Origin of the sequence: Brevibacillus sp. JNUCC-41 (genome assembly GCF_014844095.1) — a bacterium.
In the GTDB taxonomy this organism is placed as follows: domain Bacteria; phylum Bacillota; class Bacilli; order Bacillales; family DSM-1321; genus Peribacillus; species Peribacillus aracenensis.
This window is the reverse complement of the sequence record NZ_CP062163.1, coordinates 5,127,623-5,152,095: the sequence shown is the minus strand read 5'-3', so window position 1 is coordinate 5,152,095 and position 24,473 is coordinate 5,127,623. Positions and strand designations below refer to the sequence as shown.

At 40.0% G+C, this 24,473-nt stretch carries 22 protein-coding genes, 1 other RNA gene and 1 riboswitch; of the genes, 20 read left to right on the top strand and 3 right to left on the bottom strand.

The annotated features are described in order from the left end of the window. Positions 1-36: 36 nt before the first annotated feature. Genes JNUCC41_RS24810 through JNUCC41_RS24800 form a run of 3 tightly spaced genes read left to right on the top strand, consistent with a single transcriptional unit; the run spans position 37 to position 1,947 of the window. Positions 37-732 (top strand): DnaD domain-containing protein, encoded by a 696-nt coding sequence (locus tag JNUCC41_RS24810; protein WP_192205307.1) that lies wholly within the window; start codon positions 37-39, stop codon positions 730-732. A gap of 22 nt (positions 733-754) precedes the next feature. Further along, positions 755-1,411, top strand: a complete 657-nt coding sequence (nth, locus tag JNUCC41_RS24805) for an endonuclease III (RefSeq protein ID WP_076365732.1) — start codon at positions 755-757, stop codon at positions 1,409-1,411. Further along, a complete protein-coding gene (locus JNUCC41_RS24800; protein WP_192205306.1) occupies positions 1,408-1,947 on the top strand; it encodes a YpoC family protein in 540 nt (179 codons plus the stop codon). The genes nth and JNUCC41_RS24800 overlap by 4 nt, the downstream gene beginning before the upstream one ends. Positions 1,948-1,987: 40 nt before the next feature. Here JNUCC41_RS24800 and JNUCC41_RS24795 read toward each other — a convergent pair whose 3' ends face one another. After that, the gene (locus JNUCC41_RS24795) at positions 1,988-4,726 is read right to left on the bottom strand and encodes a PBP1A family penicillin-binding protein (protein ID WP_192205305.1); all 2,739 of its coding nucleotides are present in this window, start codon (positions 4,724-4,726) and stop codon (positions 1,988-1,990) included. A gap of 26 nt (positions 4,727-4,752) precedes the next feature. Continuing rightward, entirely contained in the window at positions 4,753-5,364 is a 612-nt protein-coding gene (gene recU, locus JNUCC41_RS24790; protein WP_192205304.1) for a Holliday junction resolvase RecU, read from the bottom strand. Positions 5,365-5,508: 144 nt separating this feature from the next. Here recU and JNUCC41_RS24785 point away from each other — a divergent pair, with 144 nt between their 5' ends. The 4 genes from JNUCC41_RS24785 to JNUCC41_RS24770 all read left to right on the top strand — a co-directional run bounded on the left by JNUCC41_RS24785 (position 5,509) and on the right by JNUCC41_RS24770 (position 8,188). Next, a complete protein-coding gene (locus JNUCC41_RS24785) occupies positions 5,509-6,456 on the top strand; it encodes a DUF2515 family protein (RefSeq protein ID WP_192205303.1) in 948 nt (315 codons plus the stop codon). Positions 6,457-6,812: 356 nt separating this feature from the next. Continuing rightward, positions 6,813-7,088, top strand: a complete 276-nt coding sequence (locus JNUCC41_RS24780) for a hypothetical protein (RefSeq protein WP_192205302.1) — start codon at positions 6,813-6,815, stop codon at positions 7,086-7,088. A 69-nt stretch (positions 7,089-7,157) separates the two neighbouring features. Next, entirely contained in the window at positions 7,158-7,526 is a 369-nt protein-coding gene (locus tag JNUCC41_RS24775) for a YppE family protein (protein ID WP_192205301.1), read from the top strand. Positions 7,527-7,603: 77 nt separating this feature from the next. Then, positions 7,604-8,188 carry a YppG family protein gene (locus JNUCC41_RS24770; protein ID WP_228467454.1) on the top strand — a complete coding sequence of 195 codons (585 nt, stop codon included), beginning with the start codon at positions 7,604-7,606 and terminating at the stop codon, positions 8,186-8,188. A gap of 68 nt (positions 8,189-8,256) precedes the next feature. On the opposite strand, the gene JNUCC41_RS24765 is transcribed toward JNUCC41_RS24770, so the two are convergent. Then, positions 8,257-8,709, bottom strand: coding sequence for an Hsp20/alpha crystallin family protein (locus JNUCC41_RS24765; protein WP_192205300.1), 453 nt, complete (start codon positions 8,707-8,709; stop codon positions 8,257-8,259). Between the two features lie 142 nt (positions 8,710-8,851). On the opposite strand from JNUCC41_RS24765, the gene JNUCC41_RS24760 reads away from it, so the two are divergent. The 13 genes from JNUCC41_RS24760 to JNUCC41_RS24700 all read left to right on the top strand — a co-directional run bounded on the left by JNUCC41_RS24760 (position 8,852) and on the right by JNUCC41_RS24700 (position 24,251). After that, a complete protein-coding gene (locus JNUCC41_RS24760; RefSeq protein ID WP_192205299.1) occupies positions 8,852-9,613 on the top strand; it encodes an alpha/beta fold hydrolase in 762 nt (253 codons plus the stop codon). 121 nt (positions 9,614-9,734) lie between these two features. Further along, complete coding sequence (locus JNUCC41_RS24755) at positions 9,735-12,011, top strand: DEAD/DEAH box helicase (RefSeq protein WP_192205298.1); 2,277 nt, start codon at positions 9,735-9,737, stop codon at positions 12,009-12,011. Between the two features lie 33 nt (positions 12,012-12,044). Next, on the top strand, positions 12,045-13,301 hold the full coding sequence (locus JNUCC41_RS24750; protein WP_192205297.1) for a ribonuclease H-like domain-containing protein: 1,257 nt from the start codon (positions 12,045-12,047) through the stop codon (positions 13,299-13,301). Positions 13,302-13,754: 453 nt separating this feature from the next. After that, positions 13,755-14,264, top strand: coding sequence for a CotD family spore coat protein (locus tag JNUCC41_RS24745; protein ID WP_228467453.1), 510 nt, complete (start codon positions 13,755-13,757; stop codon positions 14,262-14,264). A 66-nt stretch (positions 14,265-14,330) separates the two neighbouring features. Further along, positions 14,331-14,882, top strand: coding sequence for an SLOG family protein (locus JNUCC41_RS24740; protein WP_192205296.1), 552 nt, complete (start codon positions 14,331-14,333; stop codon positions 14,880-14,882). 202 nt (positions 14,883-15,084) lie between these two features. Next, positions 15,085-15,399: a cell division regulator GpsB gene (gene gpsB, locus JNUCC41_RS24735; RefSeq protein WP_192205295.1), complete on the top strand. Its 315-nt coding sequence runs from the start codon at positions 15,085-15,087 to the stop codon at positions 15,397-15,399. Between the two features lie 80 nt (positions 15,400-15,479). Continuing rightward, positions 15,480-15,869: RNase P RNA component class B (gene rnpB, locus JNUCC41_RS24730), an RNA gene on the top strand. Between the two features lie 625 nt (positions 15,870-16,494). Then, complete coding sequence (locus JNUCC41_RS24725; RefSeq protein ID WP_192205294.1) at positions 16,495-17,643, top strand: THUMP domain-containing class I SAM-dependent RNA methyltransferase; 1,149 nt, start codon at positions 16,495-16,497, stop codon at positions 17,641-17,643. 193 nt (positions 17,644-17,836) lie between these two features. Further along, positions 17,837-18,037 carry a cold-shock protein gene (locus JNUCC41_RS24720; protein ID WP_034307871.1) on the top strand — a complete coding sequence of 67 codons (201 nt, stop codon included), beginning with the start codon at positions 17,837-17,839 and terminating at the stop codon, positions 18,035-18,037. A 223-nt stretch (positions 18,038-18,260) separates the two neighbouring features. Next, entirely contained in the window at positions 18,261-20,177 is a 1,917-nt protein-coding gene (locus JNUCC41_RS24715; RefSeq protein ID WP_430624072.1) for an ATP-dependent DNA helicase, read from the top strand. A 133-nt stretch (positions 20,178-20,310) separates the two neighbouring features. Further along, a complete protein-coding gene (locus tag JNUCC41_RS24710) occupies positions 20,311-21,828 on the top strand; it encodes a carboxypeptidase M32 (RefSeq protein WP_192205292.1) in 1,518 nt (505 codons plus the stop codon). Between the two features lie 255 nt (positions 21,829-22,083). Beyond that, a riboswitch (purine riboswitch) is annotated at positions 22,084-22,185 on the top strand. A gap of 160 nt (positions 22,186-22,345) precedes the next feature. After that, on the top strand, positions 22,346-22,945 hold the full coding sequence (locus JNUCC41_RS24705) for a xanthine phosphoribosyltransferase (protein WP_192205291.1): 600 nt from the start codon (positions 22,346-22,348) through the stop codon (positions 22,943-22,945). Next, entirely contained in the window at positions 22,938-24,251 is a 1,314-nt protein-coding gene (locus JNUCC41_RS24700) for a nucleobase:cation symporter-2 family protein (protein ID WP_192205290.1), read from the top strand. The genes JNUCC41_RS24705 and JNUCC41_RS24700 overlap by 8 nt, the downstream gene beginning before the upstream one ends. The last annotated feature ends 222 nt before the right edge of the window (positions 24,252-24,473 follow it).

The window sequence follows — 24,473 nt, the reverse complement described above, 5'->3', positions numbered from 1 at the left end:
TATTCATGTTATACTTAATCAGAGGTGTCCAAAAACATGAATAAAGAACATTTATATGCGTGGTTTAAGGAAGGAACGATAACGATTCCATCCTTTTTGTTGACTAACTATCGTACAATGGGACTGAATGAACAAGAAATGGTCCTATTATTACAATTGCAAAGCTTCATCGATAAAGGTAACCATTTCCCTGCACCATCCCAACTTTCTGACCGAATGACATTGCAGGAAACGGAATGTCTATTCTTGATCCAGCGTTTAGTCCAAAGGGGATTTGTTGAAATGGTGGTTGAGGAGAGTCAAGAAATCGGGCAGGAAAAATATTCGTTGTCCCCACTTTATGAAAAAATGATGGACTGTTTCTTGAAAACTTTGAAACAGTCAGAGTCTGCTGAAATCCAAAAAGCGGGGGAGAGCCTTTATACGATATTTGAACAGGAGTTCGGCCGCCCTTTATCTCCATTTGAATGCGAGACATTGGCAATGTGGATGGAAGACGACCATCAACCTGAGATCATTAAGTCAGCTCTGAGGGAGTCTGTCATTTCTGGAAAATTGAATTTCCGATACATCGATCGAATTTTATTCGAGTGGAAAAAGAATGGAATTAAAACCTTGGAACAGGCAAGGGAGCAAGGACAAAAGTTTAGAGCTCACCAAAAGAGGGACCGAAAGACGGAGACTGCACAACCGTTGAAGGATGTGCCTTTCTATAACTGGCTCGAGCAGTAATGTAAATTGAAGGAGAACCAATATGTTGAATAAAGCCCAAATTCGATATTGTCTGGATACGATGGGTGAAATGTTTCCGGATGCCCATTGTGAGCTGAATCACTCCAATCCATTTGAATTGGTGGTTGCTGTTGCCCTGTCAGCTCAGTGTACGGATGTATTAGTCAATAAAGTCACGAAGGATTTATTTCAGAAATATAAAACGCCTGAGGATTACATAAGCGTTCCGATAGAAGAGTTGGAAAATGACATTCGCTCAATCGGTTTGTTTCGTAACAAGGCGAAGAATATACAAAAGTTGTCGCACATGCTGATCGAAGAATACGGTAAGGAAGTTCCCAGAGATCGTGATGAGCTAGTTAAATTGCCTGGCGTTGGCAGAAAGACGGCGAATGTAGTCGTTTCTGTTGCTTTTGATGTGCCAGCGATTGCTGTGGATACCCATGTAGAGCGTGTTTCCAAGCGTTTGGGATTATGCCGTTGGAAGGATAGTGTCCTCGATGTTGAGAAAACGTTGATGGCTAAGATACCAAAGGATGAATGGTCCGTTACGCATCACCGCCTGATATTCTTTGGACGCTATCATTGCAAGGCCCAGTCACCAAGATGTGAAACCTGTCCGCTTCTCGAATTATGCCGTGAAGGAAAAAAAAGAATGAAAAGGAAAGAAGCCAATTGACGCAGTCCATATCATTAAAAGTTCCTAAAGAATTGGACCATTCTTTGTTTTTTCCTGAAAAGGAATCGATCTTGGAAAAAGAGCGGTATGCAGGTTGGAGTGAAACGATCCCATTCGAGGCTTTCCCTTATGAGTTACTTTATTATAATAATGTAGAGGCGTATGCTCCTTGGACTAAGGGGGCAATCCATGTAAAGGAACTTCTGGAAATATGGAAGGGAATTGATTCAGAATGCAGTTTGCTATTTTCTGAGCGAAAAGTGGGACAGACTTTGGGACTCATGAAGAAGGGGATCGGTTTATTTTTAACCGCAGTCTACTGGATGCATGGGAAGCCAGTGGTATTGAATGATTTCCGGGTCCAAATAGGATCCTTTAACGATATTCCGATGAATATGGATGAAAGGCTTTCATTCATCCTTGCAAGACCCGCTTTTTTTCATTCTTATAGACAGCTTAGTGAGTTGTTCCGAGAATTTGAAAAACGATATGTGAAGTTCATGATCAAAAATAAGAACAGCCAAAAAAACGTCTAAGCTAAAAGCTTAGACGTTTTTTTGTCAATCCTTATAATATTTATTCCGTATCTTTATTTGGATCTGGGTCCGGGTTAGGGTCAGGTTCAGGGGTTTCGACTGGTTTTTCCTCTTCTACCGTGCCGGGGTCAGTGCCATCATCCCCGCCTTCGACGTCCTCATCACCCTTATTGCCATTTCCGTCATCCGTGTTGTTGCCATTACCATTATTATCAGTGTTGCCATTACCATTATTGCCGTTATTGCCGTTTTCGCCATTGTTATTTTTGTCTTTATCTTTATCTTTGTCTTTGTCTATATCTTCGCCTTGTTTATCCTCTTCGCCTTCAGCAGGAGTTTCTTGTTCCGGATTTTCACCTTCGGCCGGATCTTCAATCTTCTCGTCCTCGGTACCTTCAGGGTCTTCCACTTCAGCAGGTATTGTGACAGATGTACTCGCAGGATCACTTTGCTGGTTATCAACTAAAGCTACCACTGAAAAAGTATATTTACTTCCAGGGGTTGGATTAGGGATCGTTAAACTAGTATCCTTCGATTTTTTTAATACGCTCTGTGCTCCGCCGTCCACGGACATCTTAACCTCGAATTGGGTATTCCCATTACCTTTAGGATATGACCATGATAGATTGATTTCATTGCTTTCCTGGTTGTAAGAAGCGTTAATGCCAGGTGAGTCGACTTTTTCATATTCTGTCGTCACTTGTGTTGGCTCGTGACCTTTAACATAATATTCATAAGTGATTTTACTGCTTGGTGTATATTCATTGGCTTTAACAGCCGGATTCGAACCTTTGATGACTCCAACCTTCACAACACTGTCAGGTTGATCAAAGTCTTTCGTTTCTTTTGATTGAGCCATATGTTCCATTAAATTCTTAAAGATGAATTTAGGGATCCTTTGAGATGATTCTCCCAGATATTCCATTTGCTCACCAGATGCATTATCATAACCAGCCCAAACCGCAACTGTATAGTTGGTTGTATAACCCGCCATCCAGCTATCTTTTACACCGGAAGATGGGATGTTGCTCTTTGCACGCTGTTCAGGCGTGAAATTGGTTGACCCCGTTTTACCTGCTACAGGGAGACTAGGTATATTGGCTAACCTTCCTGTTCCATAAGGTTCTTTCATGACGCTTTTCAACATGTCCGTCACGATGAAAGCTGTTGAATCTTTCATGACCGGCTTTGATTCCGTCTTGTTTTTGATGGTTGTTTTATCACGTAAAACGATCTTTTTCACACTATGCGGTTCATTATAGATACCGTTGTTTCCGAATGAACTGTATGCACCGGCAAGTTCAAGTGTAGAAACATCCTTACCGCCGCCCAATGCTGCCGATTCGGTAATTTCCTTGTCGAAAGGAATGCCAAGATCAGTGGCAAAATCACGTGCCCGGTCCAATCCTACTGCTTGAAGCGTCTTTAAGGCAGGGATATTTAATGACCGTGCCAGTGCCTCACGAGTGGTTACAGTACCATAATGTCGTCCGGAAGCATTTTTAAGCGGTGTTCCATTACTGTACGTATATTCCTCATCCTTGATTTGATGGTAGGTGGACCAATTTAAATATTCTACGGCAGGGCCATAATCCAGAATCGGCTTAATGGTCGAACCTGGTGAACGCTTGGCATCCGTTGCATAATTCCAGCCGCGTTTAACCGTCGTGTTCCTGCCGCCGCCCACTGCTTTAATTTCACCAGTTTCAGTATCTAGTAATGTGACTCCAGCTTGGAGATCTTTACTTGGATAATTGATGATTTCATCACTGTTCAACATTTTATAGACATATTCTTGGGCATCTTTATCAATGGTCGTTTGGATTTCCAAACCATCGGTAAAGACGTTATAGTCACCCATATCCCCGACTTCCTCAATGACCAAATCGATGAATGCATCATAAGCAGTCGTGTCTTTTTGGCTCTTATCGATTTCTTGAAGTCCTTCTGTTATATCGATGCTTTGTGCATCTTTCATTTCCTTTTCAGTGATATATCCATGTTTATTCATTAAGTGAAGGACAATATCACGGCGTTCTTTCGCGCGTTCAGGGTGTTTATAAGGGTCATACCTGCTTGGGCTTTGCGGTAAACCTACAAGCATGGCCGCTTCGTTCAATTTCAATTCGCTTAGATCTTTTCCATAATAAGTTTGGGAAGCAGTTAAGATCCCATTGGCACGGTTTGCAAAGAAAATCTTATTCACATACATTTCGAAAATTTCTTGTTTTGTATATTTTCTTTCAAGCTGAATGGATAGCCACATTTCCTGGACTTTCCTTTTGATCGTCTTATCAGGTGTTAAATAAGAACGCTTGATAACCTGTTGGGTCAATGTACTTGCACCCTCTGAGCCGAATCCGTGTTTGACGTTGGCGATGACGGCACTGCCCAGACGTAAGAAATCCACCCCATGGTGTTCATAAAAGCGGGAATCTTCCGTAGCCAGGAAAGCATTTTCGACTAGATCGGGAATGTCTTCATAATTTACATAATCCCGGTTTTCTGTTCCGACTTCAGCTAGCAATTTACCATTTTCATCGAGAATCTTTGATGTGACCGGATCTTTCAAAAGCTTTTCGTCAAGTTTTGGAGCGTCGCTTATAAAGTAAGCCATTGCAGCTCCACCTGCAACCAGGCCTATTATTCCGATTGTAACAAGTATAAGGAAAATTCGCTTAAGCATATTGGTTGGCTTTTTAGGACCTTTATGCTGTCCTTTTTTTTGAGTCTGCCCCTGCTTTCGGCGTTCTTCTCTAGTATTATATTTTTCAGCCATTACAGCTAACCTGCCTTTCTAAAAAACTAAAAATTTTCTGCGATGAGCGAATCTACTACTTTAATATAGTCAATTCTCGGTTGAAAGCCAAGAGTAATCTTTCGTGAACTGCTTTCAACCTCTTGAAGAGTGATGGATTTACGTCCGCCTTCTTTCATTCTCTTCCAATAAAAACTCAGTTGTTCAGAACTCATTAGATATATATCTTCCATAGCGGAAAACCGGATGATGACAAACGCAATTCCGTCATGCTGAACGATATGTTTCATATGTTCAATTTGATGGTCATGAAAATTCTTCAAAGGGAACGAACTGCTGTTTTTCGTTTCCTTTGCCTCAAAATCAATGTACTTTCCTTTATAAACACCATTGTAATCGGTGGTCGATGCTTGTTTGAAATAAGCTTCTTTAATGACTGCAGCACTTCTTTTCGGATAGTGGACATCGACAATTTGAATGGGTGTCGGTTTTTTATGGATGACGGCAATGCCGTGTGCTAAATAATACTGATTGGTTTCGTTCAAATCGTCTTCCAATGTTTTTCCTCGGTTGCTGTAACTGATTTTTTTTTGTGGGCTTTTCTTTTCTTCCATAGCCTGCGGTACAAACTTTCGCCCGTTGGGATAATGAAATGCCACTTTTACCCCTCCTTTTTTTTCACTTTTCTATATTAGCAAAAAAAGAATCCAAAATGTGAATAAAAAGAATTGTTTCTTAGAACGATAGGATTTATGTACAACTAAATGTCACAATTCATCGCTACGGAAAGGCTGGACTCATAGATGCGAATATTAAAGACGGAAATGCAATTGCTTCAATCCATAAAAGTCCAAACCGCTAAAGGGAATAGGGATAATATATCAAGAACAAAAGCATATGAACAATTTTTTAGAATGCATCCGGAAATACAATGGTCTTTTTTAGCTGGTATGGTTTCTAGGAATGCAGGCTGGAATATGTGCGATCTTGAAGGGATTTGGTTTTCCCATTTGCTTGGGCTTAAATATAGGCATCACTTATTCCTAACGTATGAAGAAGCCAACTGGAGAATATTTCAAGATGCGTATCCGCAATTACTTCTCTATCATTATTCGACGAAGTATGGACGTCCTTTGTTTCACTTATGTCATTATTTTTTTATTACCAATTTCATGAAGAACGAATGGTATTCCTTTTGGAAACATGGAAATCGTAAAAAATTAGTCACTGCGCTTATCATAAATGAACAAAACATCATTGAAGAACCGGTTATTAAAAAGCAATCTTTCGTTTTTCATTCCCTATTATTTTTCCTGCAGGACTGGATGCATTTCAGCACCGTTTTATTTCCTACTTGCAATGGAGAACTGTATGGCTCGTCGGTTTCGCATTTTAGAAATTTAGATAAAAGGATTGAATTGGGGAAAAGGTTGGCTGGCCTTTTATTTTCTGAAGATTTGTTTCCGCGCTTTTTTGAATTTTCCTGCAGGACTGAACCAACGGGTGCCCGATATGATTATGAACAATATCGAAAAAAGCCTAGGTACCATGAAACCCCGATGCTGAGGGGAGTATATCCAGTGATTCATCATCGGGCAGGGGAAACAGAGCAATGGGATATGAAAAAAAGGATTAAAAAAAAATGGCTCATTGAACCCAAATGGGAGGAAGACCCGCATTTGACCGATTGGTATGACGATAAACAAAAGCAGCTGCACATGGCTGCAATAATCAAAAATTTGATTTTATAATAGGAAAACAGGGAAAGCGTAGATTAAGCCTTCCCTGTTTATCGTTCAGTATTTATATCTTACGTAGAGGGGCGGTTTTCTCCACTAAGTTTCGGGTTTCCCGTTCCTGCCTTTTTAGTGGGCGGCTTTTGTCGTTTTTCGTTTTTTTGCTGTCTGCTTTCATTCGACTGCATAAAATCACCTCCTGTCTGTATTCTTGTTTAAAACTGCATTCTTCATTCTGCCATTGTTGTCGAAGGGCATAATAAATTAAGTGAATTGCACTTTCTTTGCCGATTCCCTTCTAGTTTTGTCAGTCATGAAGGGCTTTCAGATAAAAAAAAGAATAGTACAGGTAAAGAATGGGAGGGATCAGCATGGTCAATAAAAGTGTCGCAACAGAAGAGATATTAAGGATGATAGCTGAGATCAGTACCAGCCTGGATCGTTTGGAAATTTCATATGGAGAAACTGTAAATACAGTGCGGTGCAAACTATGGGCGGAGCAATATACATTAGTTAATGAAGCCCAGGAAGCCATTGAGAAAGCCGAGGATTATTGGGTAAATGCTGAAAGTCCAAACCACTCCTTTTCCATTGTCCCGGAAAAAAGAATGATTAAGCACAAGGTTTTCACGGAATTGCCCGTATAAGCCGGAGGAATATCATTTTATAAAAAACTGGATTATACTAAGGGAAACAATTGTACGGAGGAATTTAATGTGCAAAAAGAAAAAATGCAGCTATTAACAGAACAATTAATACAATATACAGACAAAGCTGATGAGATTTATGAGGGTGTACGCAAGGAGGGGAAGGAAAAGGACTTCTTTTCGGAAGTCAAGCCGTTTGCAGACCTGGTCAGGACCGCATGCATCGAATGGGAAACCGGAATGAAGGAGTGGATGAAAGAAACCGACTTCAGGCATCTTTTCCCCGAGCAAATCGAACAAACCGCCCATAACCTTTCTGATGTGGCCGTTCAGGCATTTTTCCCCAAGACAAGTTATAAGCGATTTAAAAGCCACGTCCAATCGGTCGAATTCATCCTTAATAATGTAAAAACGGAAATCGATCGGATTTTATCATAAAAACACCTACACTTTATTCCCTCTTTTTTCATATATTATCAGAACCATGTAATGAAAAAAGAGGAGGGCTCATTGACATGATGAGATCCGGTTTTAACCAAATCTCCCCAAATCAAGGACAGTTTCCTCAACCAATGCCGGAATATTGGGGAGGGTACCAACAGCCTATGCCGTATCCTCCGCCAAATAATCATAATCATGAACAATCATTTATGTATCCATCTCATCTACAGGATACAGGGGGCTATATGATACCATATCATGATCCTTATCAACAGGCGGCCTATCATCCATTCCAACAGGTCCAGCAGCAGGCGATGCCTGTGGGTGCTTATCCGGGCAACAGTGTAATGCAGCCGATGGCACAAATGCACCCGATCCACTCCAATCAGCAGCCGCAAGCTTTTAGTCCGTTCGCCAATCCTTTACAGCCAGCTAAAAGACCTCCGCAAAGTCAGCAGCAGGCCCATAATCCATATCCTAAGCAGCAGTTCATGCAAAAACCCCAGCCATCGGGTTTCAAATCGGTCATGAATCAATTCAAAACACAAGATGGCTCCATGGATATAACGAAGATGATGAACACAGCCGGACAAATGATGAATACTGTTTCTCAAGTATCTTCAATGGTCAAAGGAGTAGGGGGCTTCTTCAAAGCTTAAATAGTGAATAAAGGAAAAGCAGACTTATAAGTGACCAGCCACTTTTTTAAGTCTGCTTTTATTTATGCCTAATGAATTTCAATACGATTTCCCCTGACTTTGGGTAGGTTAAGCGTGAGGATGCCATCGCGATGTCGCGCGGTCACTTTGGCTTCATCAATCGGCTTTGGAAAGGAAATGGTTCTTGATAAAGTACCGGTTGTAACTTCCTTTTGGAACAATCCTTGATTTTTATGCTGTCTACCTACATGCTTTGCAGATATGGTTACGGCATGGGACAGTACATCAATTGATATTTGGCTGCGTGCAATTCCGGGCAAGGTGGCAGTAACGGTATATTCTGATTGCGTTTCGTGAACATCAACCGGAAAGCTGCGTTCTTTTGCCGAACCGAAGAATTCGTCAAGAGATTGCAGCATGCCTTTAGGGGGCCTCTCGGAAAACAGCCGATCCATTTTGTTAATGAAATGGGAAAAGGGTTCTATTCGATTCCGATTATTATTTTTTTCAGAAGAGGTCATCACGGTGCTCCTTTCTAAAAAATTCCTTTGCCTATAGGCTATGTGAGGAAATGAAGAAATGTGAATGCACTGTTGGGTTTCAGATACAGGTCTATAGGGAATAACGTTATTGAATGATTAGTAAAGGAAATGAGGGATTATTATGAAAGATAGCAAGCTTTCCTACATAGATACCGGGAAAGGTGAAGAAACTTTGTTGTTTATCCATGGATTTTGCGGAAGCCATGAATATTGGCGTGACATCATTGCTGAATTAAAGGGTGAATACAGGATTATTGCCGTTGATTTACGGGGGCATGGTGAAAGTGAGGAAATAGGGGGATCTTTCTCGATTGAAGATATGGCTGCTGATATTGCTTCAATTTTGGAAGAACTGGAAATCGGACAGGTCTATATGTTTGGTCATTCGCTTGGGGGATATATCACCTTGGCATTCGCAGAAAGGTTTCCTGGGAAATTGTCAGGTTTTTCATTGGTACATTCCACCGCTTTCCCGGACGATGAGACAGGAAAAGCGGGGCGCTTAAAATCTGTCGAGAAAATCGAAAGTGAAGGGATCCCCGCTTTCATTGACGGACTTATACCAAAGCTTTTCGCTATTCCCGATGATCCTAACATTTCCTATATAAAGGAAATCGGATATAAAACAAGTGAAATTGGTGCGATAGGGTCTTTACATGCCATGAGGAACAGAATAGACAGAAATCATGTTCTCAAAAATACGAAGCTGCCTGTCCTATTGGTTGCAGGTGAACAGGATAAGGTGATTCCCGCTGATAAAACCTTTTCTGTGAAAGGGAGCCATATCAATGAAGTTATACTTAAAGGCAGCGGCCATATGGGAATGTTGGAAGCTCCAAGCAAACTAATCGAAGAAATCATTCGCTTTGTCGAGAAGGATTAAATGAAAAAAGGACGAGCTGGAAACGAGATGGTGACGTTTCCAGCTTTTTTTTTTGAAAAGGAAATAGTTTCCCTTTTGCATAGAACGTTCATTCGGTAGAATAGACGTATGAGGTGGTCATATGAAACTGCGAATGAATTTACAAGAAGTCATCAATGATTTAAAAATAAATGAAGACTTTAAAGATAATATAGTGCATTGGCAAGTAATTGAAGCAAAAGAGGCAAAACATGTACCTTTTCCCGATGCAATGGATGATAAAATCAAGCATGCTCTTGAATTACGGGGGATTAATGGATTGTATAGCCATCAGGCAACAGCATTTGATACTGCTGTCAGTGGCAATAGCCTTGTAGCGGTCACACCTACAGCTTCTGGAAAAACATTATGCTATAATTTGCCGGTCCTTCAAAAAATACTGAAAGATGAAAAAACTAGGGCGCTTTATATTTTTCCGACAAAAGCGCTAAGTTATGACCAAAAAAGCGAATTGAATGAAATGATTCATGAAATGGATGCTGAAATAAATAGTTATACATACGATGGGGACACACCTTCAAATATCAGGCAAAAAATCCGCCAGGCAGGGCATATCGTGATCACCAATCCTGATATGCTCCATTCTGGAATCCTGCCCCATCATACGAAATGGGTCTCTTTGTTTGAAAACTTGAAGTATGTGGTAATCGATGAACTTCATATCTACCGGGGCGTTTTCGGAAGTCATACAGCCAACGTCATAAGAAGGTTAAAAAGGATTTGCAAGTTTTATGGAAGCGACCCTGTATTCATTTGTACTTCCGCTACGATCAATAACCCAAAAGAATTGGCAGAAGAGCTCACGGAAAAACAAATGGTCCTTATCGATAATAACGGAGCCCCAAGTGGGAAAAAGCATTTTGTGTTTTACAATCCCCCAATAGTAAATAAACCGCTGAACATACGAAGGAGTGCGGTTTTGGAAGTCCGGAAACTGGCAAATAAATTTTTGAAAAATAAAATTCAAACGATCGTATTTGCGCGAAGCAGGGTTCGTGTGGAAATTCTATTGACATATTTACAGGAACTTGTGTCAAAGCAATTGGGGCCCAAATCGATTAGAGGCTATCGCGGTGGATATCTGCCAACACAGCGCAGAGAAATTGAACAAGGCCTCAGGGATGGTTCCATTTATGGAGTGGTTTCCACAAATGCACTTGAGTTGGGCGTCGATATCGGCCAGCTTCAGGTTTGCATAATGACTGGTTACCCTGGATCCATATCGAGTGCATGGCAGCAGGCGGGACGAGCAGGAAGAAGGCATGGTGAAGCATTGATCATCATGGTCGGCAGTTCAAGTGCCCTTGATCAATATATCGTACAGCATCCCGAATACTTCTTTACCAGAAATCCAGAAACTGCAAGAATCAATCCGGATAATCTTTTAATCTTGGTTGATCATGTAAAATGTGCAGCATATGAGCTTCCATTTAAAAAAGGCGATACCTTTGGGGAAACAGAGATTATGGACGTTCTTGAATTCCTTACGGAAGAAAGGGTCTTACACTTAAATGGGGACAAATGGCATTGGATGAATGATGCTTTTCCAGCAAGCAATATCAGCCTGCGTTCAGCGGCACAGGAAAATGTCGTGATCATCGATCAAACGAATGCACCGGTTAATCGGGTCATAGGGGAAATGGATACGTTCAGTGCAATGACCCTCCTCCACGATGAAGCCATTTATTTGCACCAGGGAATTCAATTTCAGGTGGAAGAACTTGATTGGGATGAAAAGAAAGCTTATGTACGTGAAGTCAATGTGGACTATTATACGGATGCTAACCTTGCCGTTCAGTTGTCTGTATTGGAAGTCGATAAACAGCGAACTTTCGCTTCCACAGCAGCTGCTTTTGGTGATGTCGCAATCCGGGCGATGCCTACGATCTTCAAAAAAATCAAATTCGAAACTCATGAGAATATTGGTTCAGGACCAATCAGTCTCCCGGAGATGGAACTGCACACGAGTTCAGCCATGCTTTCCATGGATCCCGATATATTTAAGTGGGACGAAAATCGGATAGAACAAGGTATGATAGGTGCCTCCCATGCTCTTAATTACATGATTCCACTGCATGTTATGTGCGATCCGCATGATATTCATGTTTATCCGCAGGTTAAGGCAGCACATAATGAAAAACCGACCATTTTTATCTATGATAGTTATCCGGGAGGCATAGGGTTAAGTGATAAAGTATATGAAAACTCTGAAGTCATTCTGCTTGAAACAATATCAATGATCGAAAATTGCGCTTGTGAAAGCGGCTGTCCTTCCTGTATCGGGACGGAATCCGCAACGAAAACAGCCAAGAGTGATGCCAAACAATTATTGGGTCAATTTTGTAAGCAAAAACAGTAGATCGCAGAGATAAGTGAAAAGAGGTGTAATTTCATGTCATTAAAAAATAAATTGAACCGTATGAAAACGCATATGAACCTAGGGAAACATCCTTCTCCCATTGAAGAAGATGACCGGACAGTGAATGAAGAAATTCCTTACTATGAAAAGTGGCTGGAGAACGATACCGTTTCCTTTCACTTCGATGGTGACTATTGTTTCATTAGGGAAGTCCGCTACCCTATAAATCACAAACACGGGTTATATGCATTTTCCGAGCTGAAAAAGGTTGTAGAAGAATGGAATCAAACTTCATTGGAGCATCCTCTATCCGCTAGGGGCGTTAAAAGTGAAGATCTGTTTTTCTTCGATACGGAAACAACAGGGCTTGGAGGGGGAACCGGCAATACCATTTTTCTACTTGGCTATGCTTATTTAGAAGGTGAAGAAGTAGTCGTGAAGCAACATATCCTTCCGCAGCCTGGAAGTGAAATCCCGCTTTATCAAAGCTTTCTGGAAAACATCAATTACGAAACGCTTGTCACATATAATGGTAAATCGTTTGATTGGCCCCAGTTGAAAACCAGACATACCTTGATAAAAGAGCATGTACCGAAACTACCGGAATTCGGACATTTCGATTTATATCATGCTTCAAGACGCCTTTGGAAAAACAAATTGGAACGAGTGAAATTATCAGCGGTCGAAACAGATATTCTAGGTGTTTATAGGGAGGATGATATTCCTGGATATTTGGCGCCGATGATTTATTTTGATTTTGTTGAGCGGAAGAATCCGGAAATTCTGTTTGGAATCATGAAGCATAATGAATTGGATATCTTATCATTGATCACATTGTATATTCATTTGTCCCGAAAAATCCTCCAAATCGATGGATATACGGAAGAGTCCATGGAAATTGCACGATGGCTCGCTTATTTGGGAAAAAAAGAGGAGTCTGTTGAGACATATCAAAAAATATTGGAAGCAGGAAATGAGGAAGATCGGATAATCGCTGGCCATGCCTTAGCCTTCCAGAAAAAGAAGCAAAAACTATTCAATGAAGCTTTGGAAATTTGGAAGGAAGCCGCCTTAAAAGGAAATGTGCAAATAAGGATACAGGCACAGATTGAATGTGCAAAATTATACGAACATCAATTTAAGGACGTCGGACTTGCTCTAAAATGTTCAATGATCGCACTTCAAGAGATGGTGAGCGAAGGGACCCTACCAAGGAAAAAACAGTTGGAATTGGAAAAGAGGATTCATCGGCTCGAAAAGAAAGAGCAATCTAAGGGTATTTCTATATAATATATGGGAATTTAATTGCTCTGTTAGTGCAAAAGGCTGAAAATAAAAAATATGTATACAATTATTGTAGCCTTCAACTATTATGTGTAAAATGGAAAGAGTTGAGGGTGAAATTCTGAAGCGTTCATTTCATTCCTTTACATCATAAATTCAAGGTGAAAGCGGAGCGAAGAAATGTATAAAACGACTTTATTTCTATTTTTTGTTGTCCTTTGTTTAACGATTGTATTATTTACTTCTTTAAAAGACAGTCTCTATTCCTTTTTATAGAAAATTACCCTCCGTACATTTGAAGGGATAGCATAAATATAATAGTGTACTTATCGACAGCCATACATCGTTTTATACTTATTCTGTATAATTAGGTTATTTCATCAGTACACGTATCCCCTTTTTTTCATATTCTGTAATGGTAAGACTAAACTTATCATGATGAAAGGGGACGTATTATAAATGTATTTTCGTAATAGTGGAGGAAATAAACCCAATGTAATGGGAGCATACGGGAACGCACCTGGAGTAATGGGGACATCAACCGGTAAACACCCCCATAACGTAATGGGCGCAGCAACCGGCAAACACCCCCATCACGTAATGGGAGCATCGACCGGTAAAAAGTCCAACGTAATGGGAGCCTATAGTCCATCGGCTGTGTCTCCAGCGCAATATGGTCCATCTGCTGTGTCTCCAGCGCAATATGGTCCAACACAAACATTTCCATCTCAAGTTGCCCCAGCGCAAGTCTCTCCGACACAGCAATTTGTCAATACGAATGTATCGAACACAGTGATTCCTGTCGTTCATCCATCACATACTACAAATGTCAATAAACATGTGAACACGTTTAAACATTATTTCCCGCATACTCAATCCGTGGTGAACGAGTGCTATAATCAACACTTGATTTGTGGAAGGCCGCCGCAAAACCCATGCAGCTGTCCGCCTGGACATTTCGGATATTAAAAAAATAAGGGGCTTATTAAGCCCTTATTTTCTTACATAATCATGATAAAGGAGATTAGCCAAGCTATGAAGGTTTTGTATATGACGGGCTATAAGGCTTTTGAATTCGGGATATTCAAAAATGACCATGAAGCCGTAAAGTATATAAAGAAAGCGATGAAGCAGCGTCTCCTTCCATTGGCGGAAGATGGGCTGGAATGGGTGATCATCTCAGGTCAGTTGGGTACGGAGCTATGGGGTGCAGAAGTGGTGTTCGAATTACAGGAGCAATTTCCTCAGCTTAAATTAGGAGTGCTTACTCCTTTCCTGAAACAGGAAGAGTCATGGAACGAGACGAATCAAGACTATTACCGGTCCATATTGGCCCGTGCCGATTTTGTTGAGTCCATTTTCAATAAACCATATGAAGGGCCACAACAACTGAAAATCAAAAACAGGTATATGGTCCATAAAAGCGATGCCATGCTCATCATTTTCGAGGCTGAAAAAGAAGGATCATCCCGATATCCGTATTTCGAGGCGATGAAAAAAGCCGAAACACAGCCATACCCCATCTTTCAGATAAACTTTGATGATCTACAACTGGCTGCGGAAGAAGCGAGCTGGTCCGAAGAATGATGGAGTGAAAATAATTATGGATTAAAAGTTGTTTCTAAAGCATAATCATATTATTATGAAATTTAGATACAGATTTAATGGGAATACATAACGTTCACTAAACAGTATGCATGCAAAATGGTGTTTCGTTGACAAATCCAAGCAGATTTGAAAAAATAATAAAAAGTCCATTGTATTGGCGAAAGTATTGAGGTGAAGTCTTATGCTATCCGATAAGATAAAATTAACGGCTAAAGATATTCTTGAAAAAGATTTTAAAACAGCCATGCGCGGTTATAAACCTGAAGATGTGGATCAATTCCTTGATTTGATCATTAAAGATTATGAAGTGTTCCATCAGGAAATCGAAGATCTTAAACAAGAAAATCTTAAATTGAAAAAACAAGCCGAAGAGAGTACAAAACGTCCAAATCAACCTGCTGCTCCTAGTGCCACTCCGGGAACCACTAACTTTGACATCCTTAAACGGTTATCAAACTTGGAAAAGCATGTTTTTGGTAATAAGCTTTTTGACTGAGATTTTACATTGTAAAGTTAAAAATTATTTTGGTATTGTTTTTTCATGAGTAATGGAGTATAATCAATTATGTTATGTTAACGTTTGGGTAATTGCTGCTGCATTTATGCAGTAGAGGAAAGTCCATGCTCGCACGGACTGCGATGTCCGTAGTGTTCGTGCCTGGCGAAAAAATAAGCTTGGGCAGCAATCTTGGATTGCTGACGGCTGGGAAAATGCCTAAGTCCTTTTGGATATGGCATGAATACCTATAAAAGTGCCACAGTGACGTAGCCTTTACAGAAATGTAAAGGGTGGAACGAGGTAAACCCCACGAGCGAGAAACCCAAATTAATGGTAGGGGCGCTTTCTTCCTTGGAATTGAACGAGGAGAAGGACAGAAGCATATGCTTCTGTAGATAGATGATTACCGCCGAAGTACGAGACGCGAGTCGCTTGCAGTACTGAGGAACAAAACATGGCTTACAGAACGTTATCATATTACACCAAAAGCACAACTCTCCTTTAAAAAGGGGAGTTTTTGTTTATGGAGATTGCCTGATTATAAAAAAAGATTGGGCATTTCCATTTATTTTTCGTTTTCTGAAACACCGCTGTGTTAAACTAAGAACTTGGCAAGTTTTTCATTCCATTTCGAAAAGTGTCAAGCCGAAAGAAAATGGGTTCGATTGAAGTCAGTCGGAAACATTTTTAAAAATAGTGTCGGAATGTAAAGCATTCCTTGATTCTGGGCATCCTATTTTTAAAAGGTTCCTTAACACTTCTGTTAGCTTTAAAATGAAGGTATCAATACGGAAAACTTCAAATATTAGGATAATGATGAAAAGCATACATAATCGGTTTCGATGATTTCAATCATATGATTGCAGCGTGTATCTTAAGGTATATGGATAATTGAGTAGTGCTTTATTTCATGTCCTCGCTACATGATCATAAAATAAGCTAAGCAAACAATGAAGAATACTAACTGAAATATAAAAAAGCGGTGGACCTTTTAAAAAAGGTTTATATGTAAAAAATCAATGCCTGATTCTTAAATACATATCGGGAAAAGGTGCCATTGATTTGGATTAATGGAAAGAAGGTGCAAGATTAATGAAACAATTCGATATTATCGCAACATCAGCAATGGGATTGGAATCAATTGTTGCCAAGGAGGTTAGGGATCTTGGTTACGATTGTCAAGTTGAAAATGGTAAAATCACATATAAAGGCGACCAATCCGCCATTGCCCGCTCTAATTTATGGCTGCGCAGTGCCGATAGGGTAAAAATTAAAGTTGCGGAATTTAAAGCATATTCATTTGATGAGTTGTTTGAAAAAACAAAGGCATTGAATTGGGAAGATTACTTATCAGCCGATGTAGAGTTCCCTGTGAGTGGAAAATCCGTTAAGTCAAAGCTTTACAGTGTCCCTGATTGTCAGGCTATTGTCAAAAAGGCGATTGTTGATAGATTGAAAAGTAAATATAAGCAAGTGTCCTGGTTTGCAGAGACTGGTCCTTTGTTTAAAATTGAAGTGTCTATTTTAAAAGATGTAGTGACACTTACCATAGATACTTCAGGTGCAGGTTTGCATAAACGGGGATATCGGACAGGGCAAGGGGAGGCACCCCTTAAAGAAACATTGGCGGCTGCCTTAATCATGCTGACCAATTGGAAACCGGATAAACCTTTCATAGATCCATTTTGTGGATCTGGAACGATTCCCATCGAGGCAGCCTTAATTGGGCAGAACATAGCACCTGGGTTTAACCGGGAATTCGTATCTGAAACTTGGGCATGGATGGATAGCAAGGTTTGGGATGAAGCACGGATTGAAGCTGAAGATTTAGCCGATTATGATCAGTACTTGGACATAACCGGTTGTGATATTGACCATCGAATGGTCGATATAGCTAAAGCGAATAGTTTTGAAGCAGGTCTTGGTGATCTGGTTGAATTTAAACAAATGCAGGTGAGGGATATCTCGACAAGGAAAGAGTATGGTGTCATTGTCGGGAACCCGCCTTATGGAGAACGGCTTGGTGAGAAAAAAGCAGTTGAGCAGATGTATAGAGAAATGGGCCAAGCTTTCAAGAAGCTTGATACATGGTCAGTATACATGATAACCTCCAATCCTGACTTCGAACAGCATTACGGTAAGCCTGCAACGAAAAAAAGGAAATTGTTCAATGGTTTCATCCGTGCTGACCTTTATCAATATTGGGGGAAAAGGCCGCCAAGACAGCCTCAGGGTGAATAAGTAGGTAGAATATAATGGAGGATTTTGATACTCAGGACGATTTATTCATAATAGGTTCCAGTCTTGCTTATCATTTCCTTTTCTGTTATTCTAATAATGAATTATTTTTGTTCAGATTTAAGGAATACCTTAATACTTTTTTGAGCAAGAATAGTAATATAATGTGTGGAGAACACACTAGGAGGCAACAAAAATGGAACAAGGTAAAGTAAAATGGTTTAACGCAGAAAAAGGTTTTGGATTCATCGAACGTGAAGGTGGAGACGATGTATTCGTACATTTCTCAGCTATCCAAGGCGAAGGTTTCAAAACACTTGAAGAAGGCCAAGACGTTACATTTGATGTAGAACAAGGTCAACGTGGACCACAAGCATCAAACGTAAACAAAGCTTAATTCAACCCTATATTATTTACAGACAGGCTCTCTTTTGGAGCCTGTCTTTTATTTTACGAATCGGGCACCAGGCAGCATACATAGAAAAACATACATAATATGCTTCATTTCTGATGGTTCGTAAATATCTTGACTATTAATGTGAAATAAAGGATAATATACTTTTGCCTAAGATTGTAATGATTCGGATACTATATACTGATGATAGATAAAAGGGGAGACCATGATGCTTAAAACACTGCCTTTTTCGGTAACAAAGGAAGATTCTTTTTACGATAAGCTTTCAGAATGGATCGGTGATGTTTTTTACGATATTCTTCCCGAAAAAGGATTTGAGCTGCGTGACGAACAAATCTTCATGGCTTTTCAGTTAGAAAAAGCCTTTAAAGAAAAGAATGTAAGTTTTGCAGAAGCAGGGGTAGGGACCGGTAAGACTTTGGTCTATTTACTATATGCGATTTGTTATGCGAGATATACGAATAAACCTGCAATTATTTCTTGTGCGGATGAAACGTTGATTGAACAGCTTGTCAAAGAGGAAGGCGACATCCAAAAAATCAAGAATGCTTTAGGCATTGAAGTGGATGTTCGGCTTGCCAAGTATCACGATCAATATGTATGTCTTAAGAAATTGGATTACGCGGTGAATCACGAAGATTCCGAGGGAATAGATCAGCTATATGATGAACTTCCCAAGTTTGTCCATGATAACTCATCCATGAACGCCTATACAGCATATGGGGACCGTAAACAGTATCCATATTTAAATGATGAAGACTGGTCTAAAGTTGGCTGGGATCAGCTCCAAAACTGTTTTACTTGTGATAAACGCCATCGTTGTGGGCAAACCCTATCACGGGACCACTACCGAAAATCAAGTGATTTGATCATTTGTTCACATGACTTCTTCATGGAGCATGTATGGACTAAGGAAAAGCGTAAGCGTGAAGGTCAGTTACCATTGCTGCCTGATCATAGCTGCGTTGTTTTTGATGAAGGTCACCTATTGGAATTTGCAGCTCAAAAGGCGTTAACGTATAAAGTTGGGGAACAGACCCTTGCTTCGGTTTTAGAATTGCTTACAGCCAATCAGGTTCGTGAAGAAACTTTATACATCATTGAGGATTTAATTGATATCAACGAAGAATTTTTTGATTTGTTGGATGAAAAAGCGATTCATGTCAGCGGATCTAATCGTTATGAAATTCCGATGTCCAAAGAAATAACAAGCTTCGCCCAAAAGCTTCAGAAAAAGGTTGAAGAGCTAGAGGAGAACCTTGTTTTTGAAGCGGAAATGTACACGATCAATGATTATGATTTAAAAGTGACGGAAGAATATTTAGAGCAGCTGGGATACTCCCTTTCTCTATTTGTGAAGGATGAACAGGCCGTTTCCTGGTTTGAAGAAAATGAAATGACCAAAACATTGGTCATCATGCCAAGGCTTGTACAGGATATACTGTCTGAACAGGTATTCTCTAAAAAAATCCCGTACATTTTTTCATCGGCAACATTATCGGATAATAAATCCTTCCAATATATTGCAGATAGTTTAGGGATAGAAAAGTATGACAGCTTCTCCGTTGAATCACCATTTGATTACGATGAAGTCATGAAAATGAACATGCCAGTCTTCGAAAATGGAGATAAATTGGCGAAACTTAAATATACGATGAAGTCAATCGAGGAAAATGAAGGTCGAACACTAGTATTATTTCATTCAAAAGAGGAATTGCATTGGTTCAAGGAAAACTGCCCAATATCTTCTTATCCATTTTATTTTGAAGGGGAAGCGGAAATCAGCGAGCTTGTTAAGAAGTTCCAAGAAGAGGAGCAATCTGTCCTTTTCTCCTATCATTTATGGGAAGGGCTTGATGTTCCAGGTCCTTCATTACAAAATGTAGTGTTACACTCCCTTCCATTCCCGCCGCGTGATCCGGTTTTCGAGGCCAAACGAAACTCGGTTACAGACGCATTCGAAGAAGTGGATCTTCCATACATGCTCCTTCGTTTGCGCCAGGGAATAGGGCGATTGATCAGGACGAGCAATGATTCGGGAACAGTCCAGATTTTGACTGAAAAGGATCTTTCGGAACAAGTGAAAGAGAAGATTGTATCCATTCTTCCTGTAACGCTTTAACTAAAGTCCAGTCCGAAATAAGAGCCAAGGTGCCCCTTGGCTCTTATTTTATTTTAATTTATTAATCGAAGTGGTTCTGATATGAAAGACTTTTGTATAATATGGTAAAGTGTAGTTGGAAGGAGCAGTGATTATGAAAAAAAAGGGTATCGATCTGATAGAAAAAGAGTTTAGAGAATATGTAAAGAAAATCTCGGCCTATAATGAAGCTCTCGCGTTAATTTTTTGGGATTTACGTACAGGTGCACCGAAACAGGGAGGTGAGCAGCGTTCCGAAGTTATCGGCGTGCTTTCCTCCGAGGTGTTTAATATGAGCACAAGTAAAGAAATGGAATCCTTCATCGCAGAACTTTCGCTGGAGAATGCTACTCTTAGTGAAACGACGAATAAAATGGTCCAAGAGTGTAAAAAAGAGTTTGAAAGGAATAAGAAAATTCCTGCCAACGAATATAAGGAATTCGTCATTTTACAATCGCGTTCTGAAAGTGCGTGGGAAGAGGCAAGGGAAAAAGCTGATTTTTCATTATTTCAACCTTATCTGGAGCAAATTGTAGCATATACCCGTAGGTTCGTAGAGTACTGGGGTTATGAAGGGACGAAATATAATACCCTTTTAGATATGTATGAACCAGGAATGACCGTAGATATACTTGACAGCGTATTCAGTGAGCTTCGGGCGAGGATCGTTCCATTGGTAAAACAGATTGCCGAAAGTGAACATAGACCTGAAACAGCGTTCCTATATAAAGAATTTCCAAAAGAAAAGCAGCATCAACTGAACTTGGAATTTTTAAAACAGCTAGGATACGATTTCAAGGCTGGCAGGCTGGATGAAACAGTTCACCCTTTTGAAATTAAAATAAACAGGGGCGATGTACGGGTGACGACCCGATACGATGAAAGTGATTTTAGAGGGGCGATTTTTGGTACCATCCATGAATGCGGACATGCCATTTATGAGCAGAATATCGCCGAAGAATTAACTGGAACACTTCTCGACGGCGGGACATCAATGGGTATCCATGAATCACAATCATTGTTTTTCGAAAACTTCATTGGACGGAACCATAGCTTCTGGAAAAATAAATTCTCCTTATTAAAAGAATATGCTCCCGAACAATTCAATGATGTGACACTGGATGAATTTTACCGGGGCATTAACGAATCAAAACCATCGTTCATCCGTATTGAAGCAGATGAACTGACGTATCCCCTACATATTATAATTCGGTATGAACTGGAAAAGGCTCTTTTTAATGGAGAACTTGAAGTGAAGGATTTACCGGAAGTCTGGAATGAAAAATACAAGGATTATTTGGGAATTGTGCCTGAAAATGATGCCATGGGCGTGTTGCAAGATGTACACTGGGCAGATGGCAGTTTTGGTTACTTCCCTTCTTATGCATTGGGATATATGTATGCAGCCCAAATCAAGCAATCGATGCTTAAAGATTTGCCTGATTTTGATGGCCTGTTGGAAGCGGGTGACATTGCTCCAATCAGGAAATGGCTTAATGAAAAGATACATAAATACGGAAAAACAAAAAAGCCTCTTGAGATTTTGAAGGAAACGACAGGAGAGGGCTTGAATGTTCAGTATTTAATAGAGTATCTTGAAAATAAATATAAAGAAGTTTATAAAATCAAATGAATCAAAAGAGAAGGACTTGGATTGAATGCCAAGACCTTCTTTTTTTATGGTCAGTTGCAATATTGACGTGTATGATACCAGTAAATGGAACATGAAGAAGGGGTGATTCTTTCTTTTGATAGGAAAACCCTGTTGGTTGTGTGATTTCGCAATTTTCTAATAATACGAATGATGATTTAATTTTTTAAATGAAAGTTCGGTTTTTATCAAAAATACCTTTTCAAATAGAGCCAGCGTTGTTATAATTCATATATTAATGAAATATAAAGTTTCACTCGTATAATAGCAGGGATATGGCCTGCAAGTTTCTACCGGATTACCGTAAATAATTCGACTATGGGTGAGTAATAGATCTTGTTGCATAATGAAGGCTTTAGCTGATTCATTTTTCATTCATGCCCAAGAAGTATTGCTTCACTCCAAAAAAGTGCCGCAATGTTTCTTGGGCTTTTTATATGCCGGGAAATGATTGCGTGGTTTATGGGTCAATAATCATCCGAGATTGGGAGGAACCTTCATGCAACTTTTAAAGGAAAAAATCTTGTCCGAGGGTCAAGCTTTATCAGAAGATATCTTAAAAGTAGATTCATTCTTGAATCATCAAATGGATCCTATACTAATGAAAGAAATTGGTAAAGAATTCGTAAAACGTTTCGAACAAAAGGAAATAACGAAAGTGCTGACGATTGAATCCTCAGGCATTGGACCTGGTTTGATGGCTGCATTGGAATTGGAAGTTCCGTTAATTTTTGCCCGTAAACGTAAATCACTTACTTTAACAAATGATTTAGTGACTGCGTCCGTTCATTCCTTTACAAAAAAAGAAACCAATACGATTACGGTTTCCAATAAATATATTGAAGCTGGGGATAAGGTTTTAATCATCGATGACTTCCTTGCGGTCGGACAGGCAGCCAGGGGCTTGGTGGAAATCTGTAAGCAGGTTGGAGCAGAAGTGGCCGGAATCGGCATCGTGATTGAAAAGGCATTCCAAAGTGGTGGTAAGGATCTTAGGGAACAAGGTTTTCAAGTCGAATCACTTGCGAGGATTGCTGAGTTAAAATTCGGTGAGATTACTTTCGCCGACGAAATGGAAGGAGCAGCCCTCAATGTCTAATCAATCACCTTTAAAAGTTGCGTCTCTAGGAATACAACATGTCCTTGCCATGTATGCCGGTGCAGTCGTCATTCCATTGATTGTCGGTGGGGCACTGGGATTGACTGCAGCGCAGTTGACTTATTTAGTTTCGATAGACATTTTGATGTGCGGGATAGCAACATTATTGCAAGTGTGGAAAAATAAATTCTTTGGAATTGGGCTTCCGGTCGTCCTAGGCTGTACATTCACTGCAGTTAGCCCGATGATTGCAATCGGTACGCAATATGGAATCAACTCCATTTATGGATCCATATTGGTGTCGGGATTGATCGTCGTTATCATTAGTAAATTCTTCGGAAAACTGGCAAGGTTTTTCCCACCCATTGTCACTGGATCTGTCGTTTTGATTATTGGCATAACGCTCATTCCTGTTGCCATCAACAATCTTGGCGGAGGTCAAGGTGCTGCTGATTTCGGAGACTTGAATAATGTAGCTCTTGGTTTTGGAACTTTGTTATTCATTATATTCATGTATAAATTCTCATCGGGATTCCTACGCTCCATCTCTATTTTATTGGGGCTGATCGTCGGAACATTTGCAGCTTTCTTCCTTGGAAAAGTGGATTTTAGCTCAGTGGTCAGTGCCACTTGGCTGCATATGCCTCATTTTTTCTACTTTGGTGCTCCGACATTTAACGTCACGGCAATCATTACGATGACATTGGTAGCGATCGTCAGCTTGGTGGAATCGACTGGTGTTTATTATGCCCTTGGTGAAATCACGGATAAAGAGATATCAGAAGACGATTTGGCTCGCGGATATCGTGCTGAAGGACTGGCCATCATGATTGGCGGTTTGTTCAATTCGTTTCCGTATACGGCTTTTTCACAAAATGTCGGACTGATTCAATTGTCAGGCATTAAAACAAGGAATGTCATATACACAACAGCGGGCATTCTCATTTTCATAGGATTTGTTCCGAAAATTGGTGCATTCACGACAATTATCCCTTCATCCGTGCTTGGCGGTGCAATGGTTGCAATGTTCGGGATGGTAATTGCCGCTGGAATTAAAATGTTGAGCAAAGTGGATTTTGCTTCTCAAGAAAATTTATTGATCATCGCTTGTTCAGTAGGTATGGGACTTGGTGTGACGGTCGTTCCTGAACTATTTGCGCAAATTCCGGAAAGCTTTCAAATCTTAACGGAAAACGGTATTGTAGCCGGAAGTTTGACAGCCATTTTCTTGAATATCGTCTTTAACATCGTCCCTACAAAAGGAAAAGTGAAAGAAGCTCGTATTGAAGGGCAAAAAGTAGCCTGATTAAAAATAGATTCGGTACTTGATAGATTCAACCATTTAATGCCTAAAATCCTCAGGTGATGAGGATTTTAGGCATTTTTTCTTTTATGCCGAAGCATTTCATGGATAATGAAATTGGAGTTTTGTCAGATAAAAGGAAACTCTCTTCACTTTTTGAATATATTGATAGTATATGTTCAGGAAAGTAGTGATAGGGATGGAGAAAAAATATTGTATTCATTG

Bases quoted from the DNA above. Each gene is read 5' to 3' on its own strand.
- JNUCC41_RS24780 (WP_192205302.1), top strand. From the start codon at position 6,813: ATGGTCAATAAAAGTGTCGCAACAGAAGAGATATTAAGGATGATAGCT.
- JNUCC41_RS24710 (WP_192205292.1), top strand. From the start codon at position 20,311: ATGAAAAAAAAGGGTATCGATCTGATAGAAAAAGAGTTTAGAGAATAT.
- JNUCC41_RS24725 (WP_192205294.1), top strand. From the start codon at position 16,495: ATGAAACAATTCGATATTATCGCAACATCAGCAATGGGATTGGAATCA.
- JNUCC41_RS24720 (WP_034307871.1), top strand. From the start codon at position 17,837: ATGGAACAAGGTAAAGTAAAATGGTTTAACGCAGAAAAAGGTTTTGGA.
- JNUCC41_RS24765 (WP_192205300.1), bottom strand. From the start codon at position 8,709: ATGACCTCTTCTGAAAAAAATAATAATCGGAATCGAATAGAACCCTTT.
- JNUCC41_RS24745 (WP_228467453.1), top strand. From the start codon at position 13,755: ATGTATTTTCGTAATAGTGGAGGAAATAAACCCAATGTAATGGGAGCA.
- JNUCC41_RS24750 (WP_192205297.1), top strand. From the start codon at position 12,045: ATGTCATTAAAAAATAAATTGAACCGTATGAAAACGCATATGAACCTA.
- JNUCC41_RS24740 (WP_192205296.1), top strand. From the start codon at position 14,331: ATGAAGGTTTTGTATATGACGGGCTATAAGGCTTTTGAATTCGGGATA.
- nth (WP_076365732.1), top strand. From the start codon at position 755: ATGTTGAATAAAGCCCAAATTCGATATTGTCTGGATACGATGGGTGAA.
- JNUCC41_RS24705 (WP_192205291.1), top strand. From the start codon at position 22,346: ATGCAACTTTTAAAGGAAAAAATCTTGTCCGAGGGTCAAGCTTTATCA.
- JNUCC41_RS24810 (WP_192205307.1), top strand. From the start codon at position 37: ATGAATAAAGAACATTTATATGCGTGGTTTAAGGAAGGAACGATAACG.
- JNUCC41_RS24785 (WP_192205303.1), top strand. From the start codon at position 5,509: ATGCGAATATTAAAGACGGAAATGCAATTGCTTCAATCCATAAAAGTC.
- JNUCC41_RS24770 (WP_228467454.1), top strand. From the start codon at position 7,604: ATGATGAGATCCGGTTTTAACCAAATCTCCCCAAATCAAGGACAGTTT.
- JNUCC41_RS24700 (WP_192205290.1), top strand. From the start codon at position 22,938: ATGTCTAATCAATCACCTTTAAAAGTTGCGTCTCTAGGAATACAACAT.
- gpsB (WP_192205295.1), top strand. From the start codon at position 15,085: ATGCTATCCGATAAGATAAAATTAACGGCTAAAGATATTCTTGAAAAA.
- JNUCC41_RS24715 (WP_430624072.1), top strand. From the start codon at position 18,261: ATGATGCTTAAAACACTGCCTTTTTCGGTAACAAAGGAAGATTCTTTT.
- JNUCC41_RS24760 (WP_192205299.1), top strand. From the start codon at position 8,852: ATGAAAGATAGCAAGCTTTCCTACATAGATACCGGGAAAGGTGAAGAA.
- JNUCC41_RS24755 (WP_192205298.1), top strand. From the start codon at position 9,735: ATGAAACTGCGAATGAATTTACAAGAAGTCATCAATGATTTAAAAATA.
- JNUCC41_RS24795 (WP_192205305.1), bottom strand. From the start codon at position 4,726: ATGGCTGAAAAATATAATACTAGAGAAGAACGCCGAAAGCAGGGGCAG.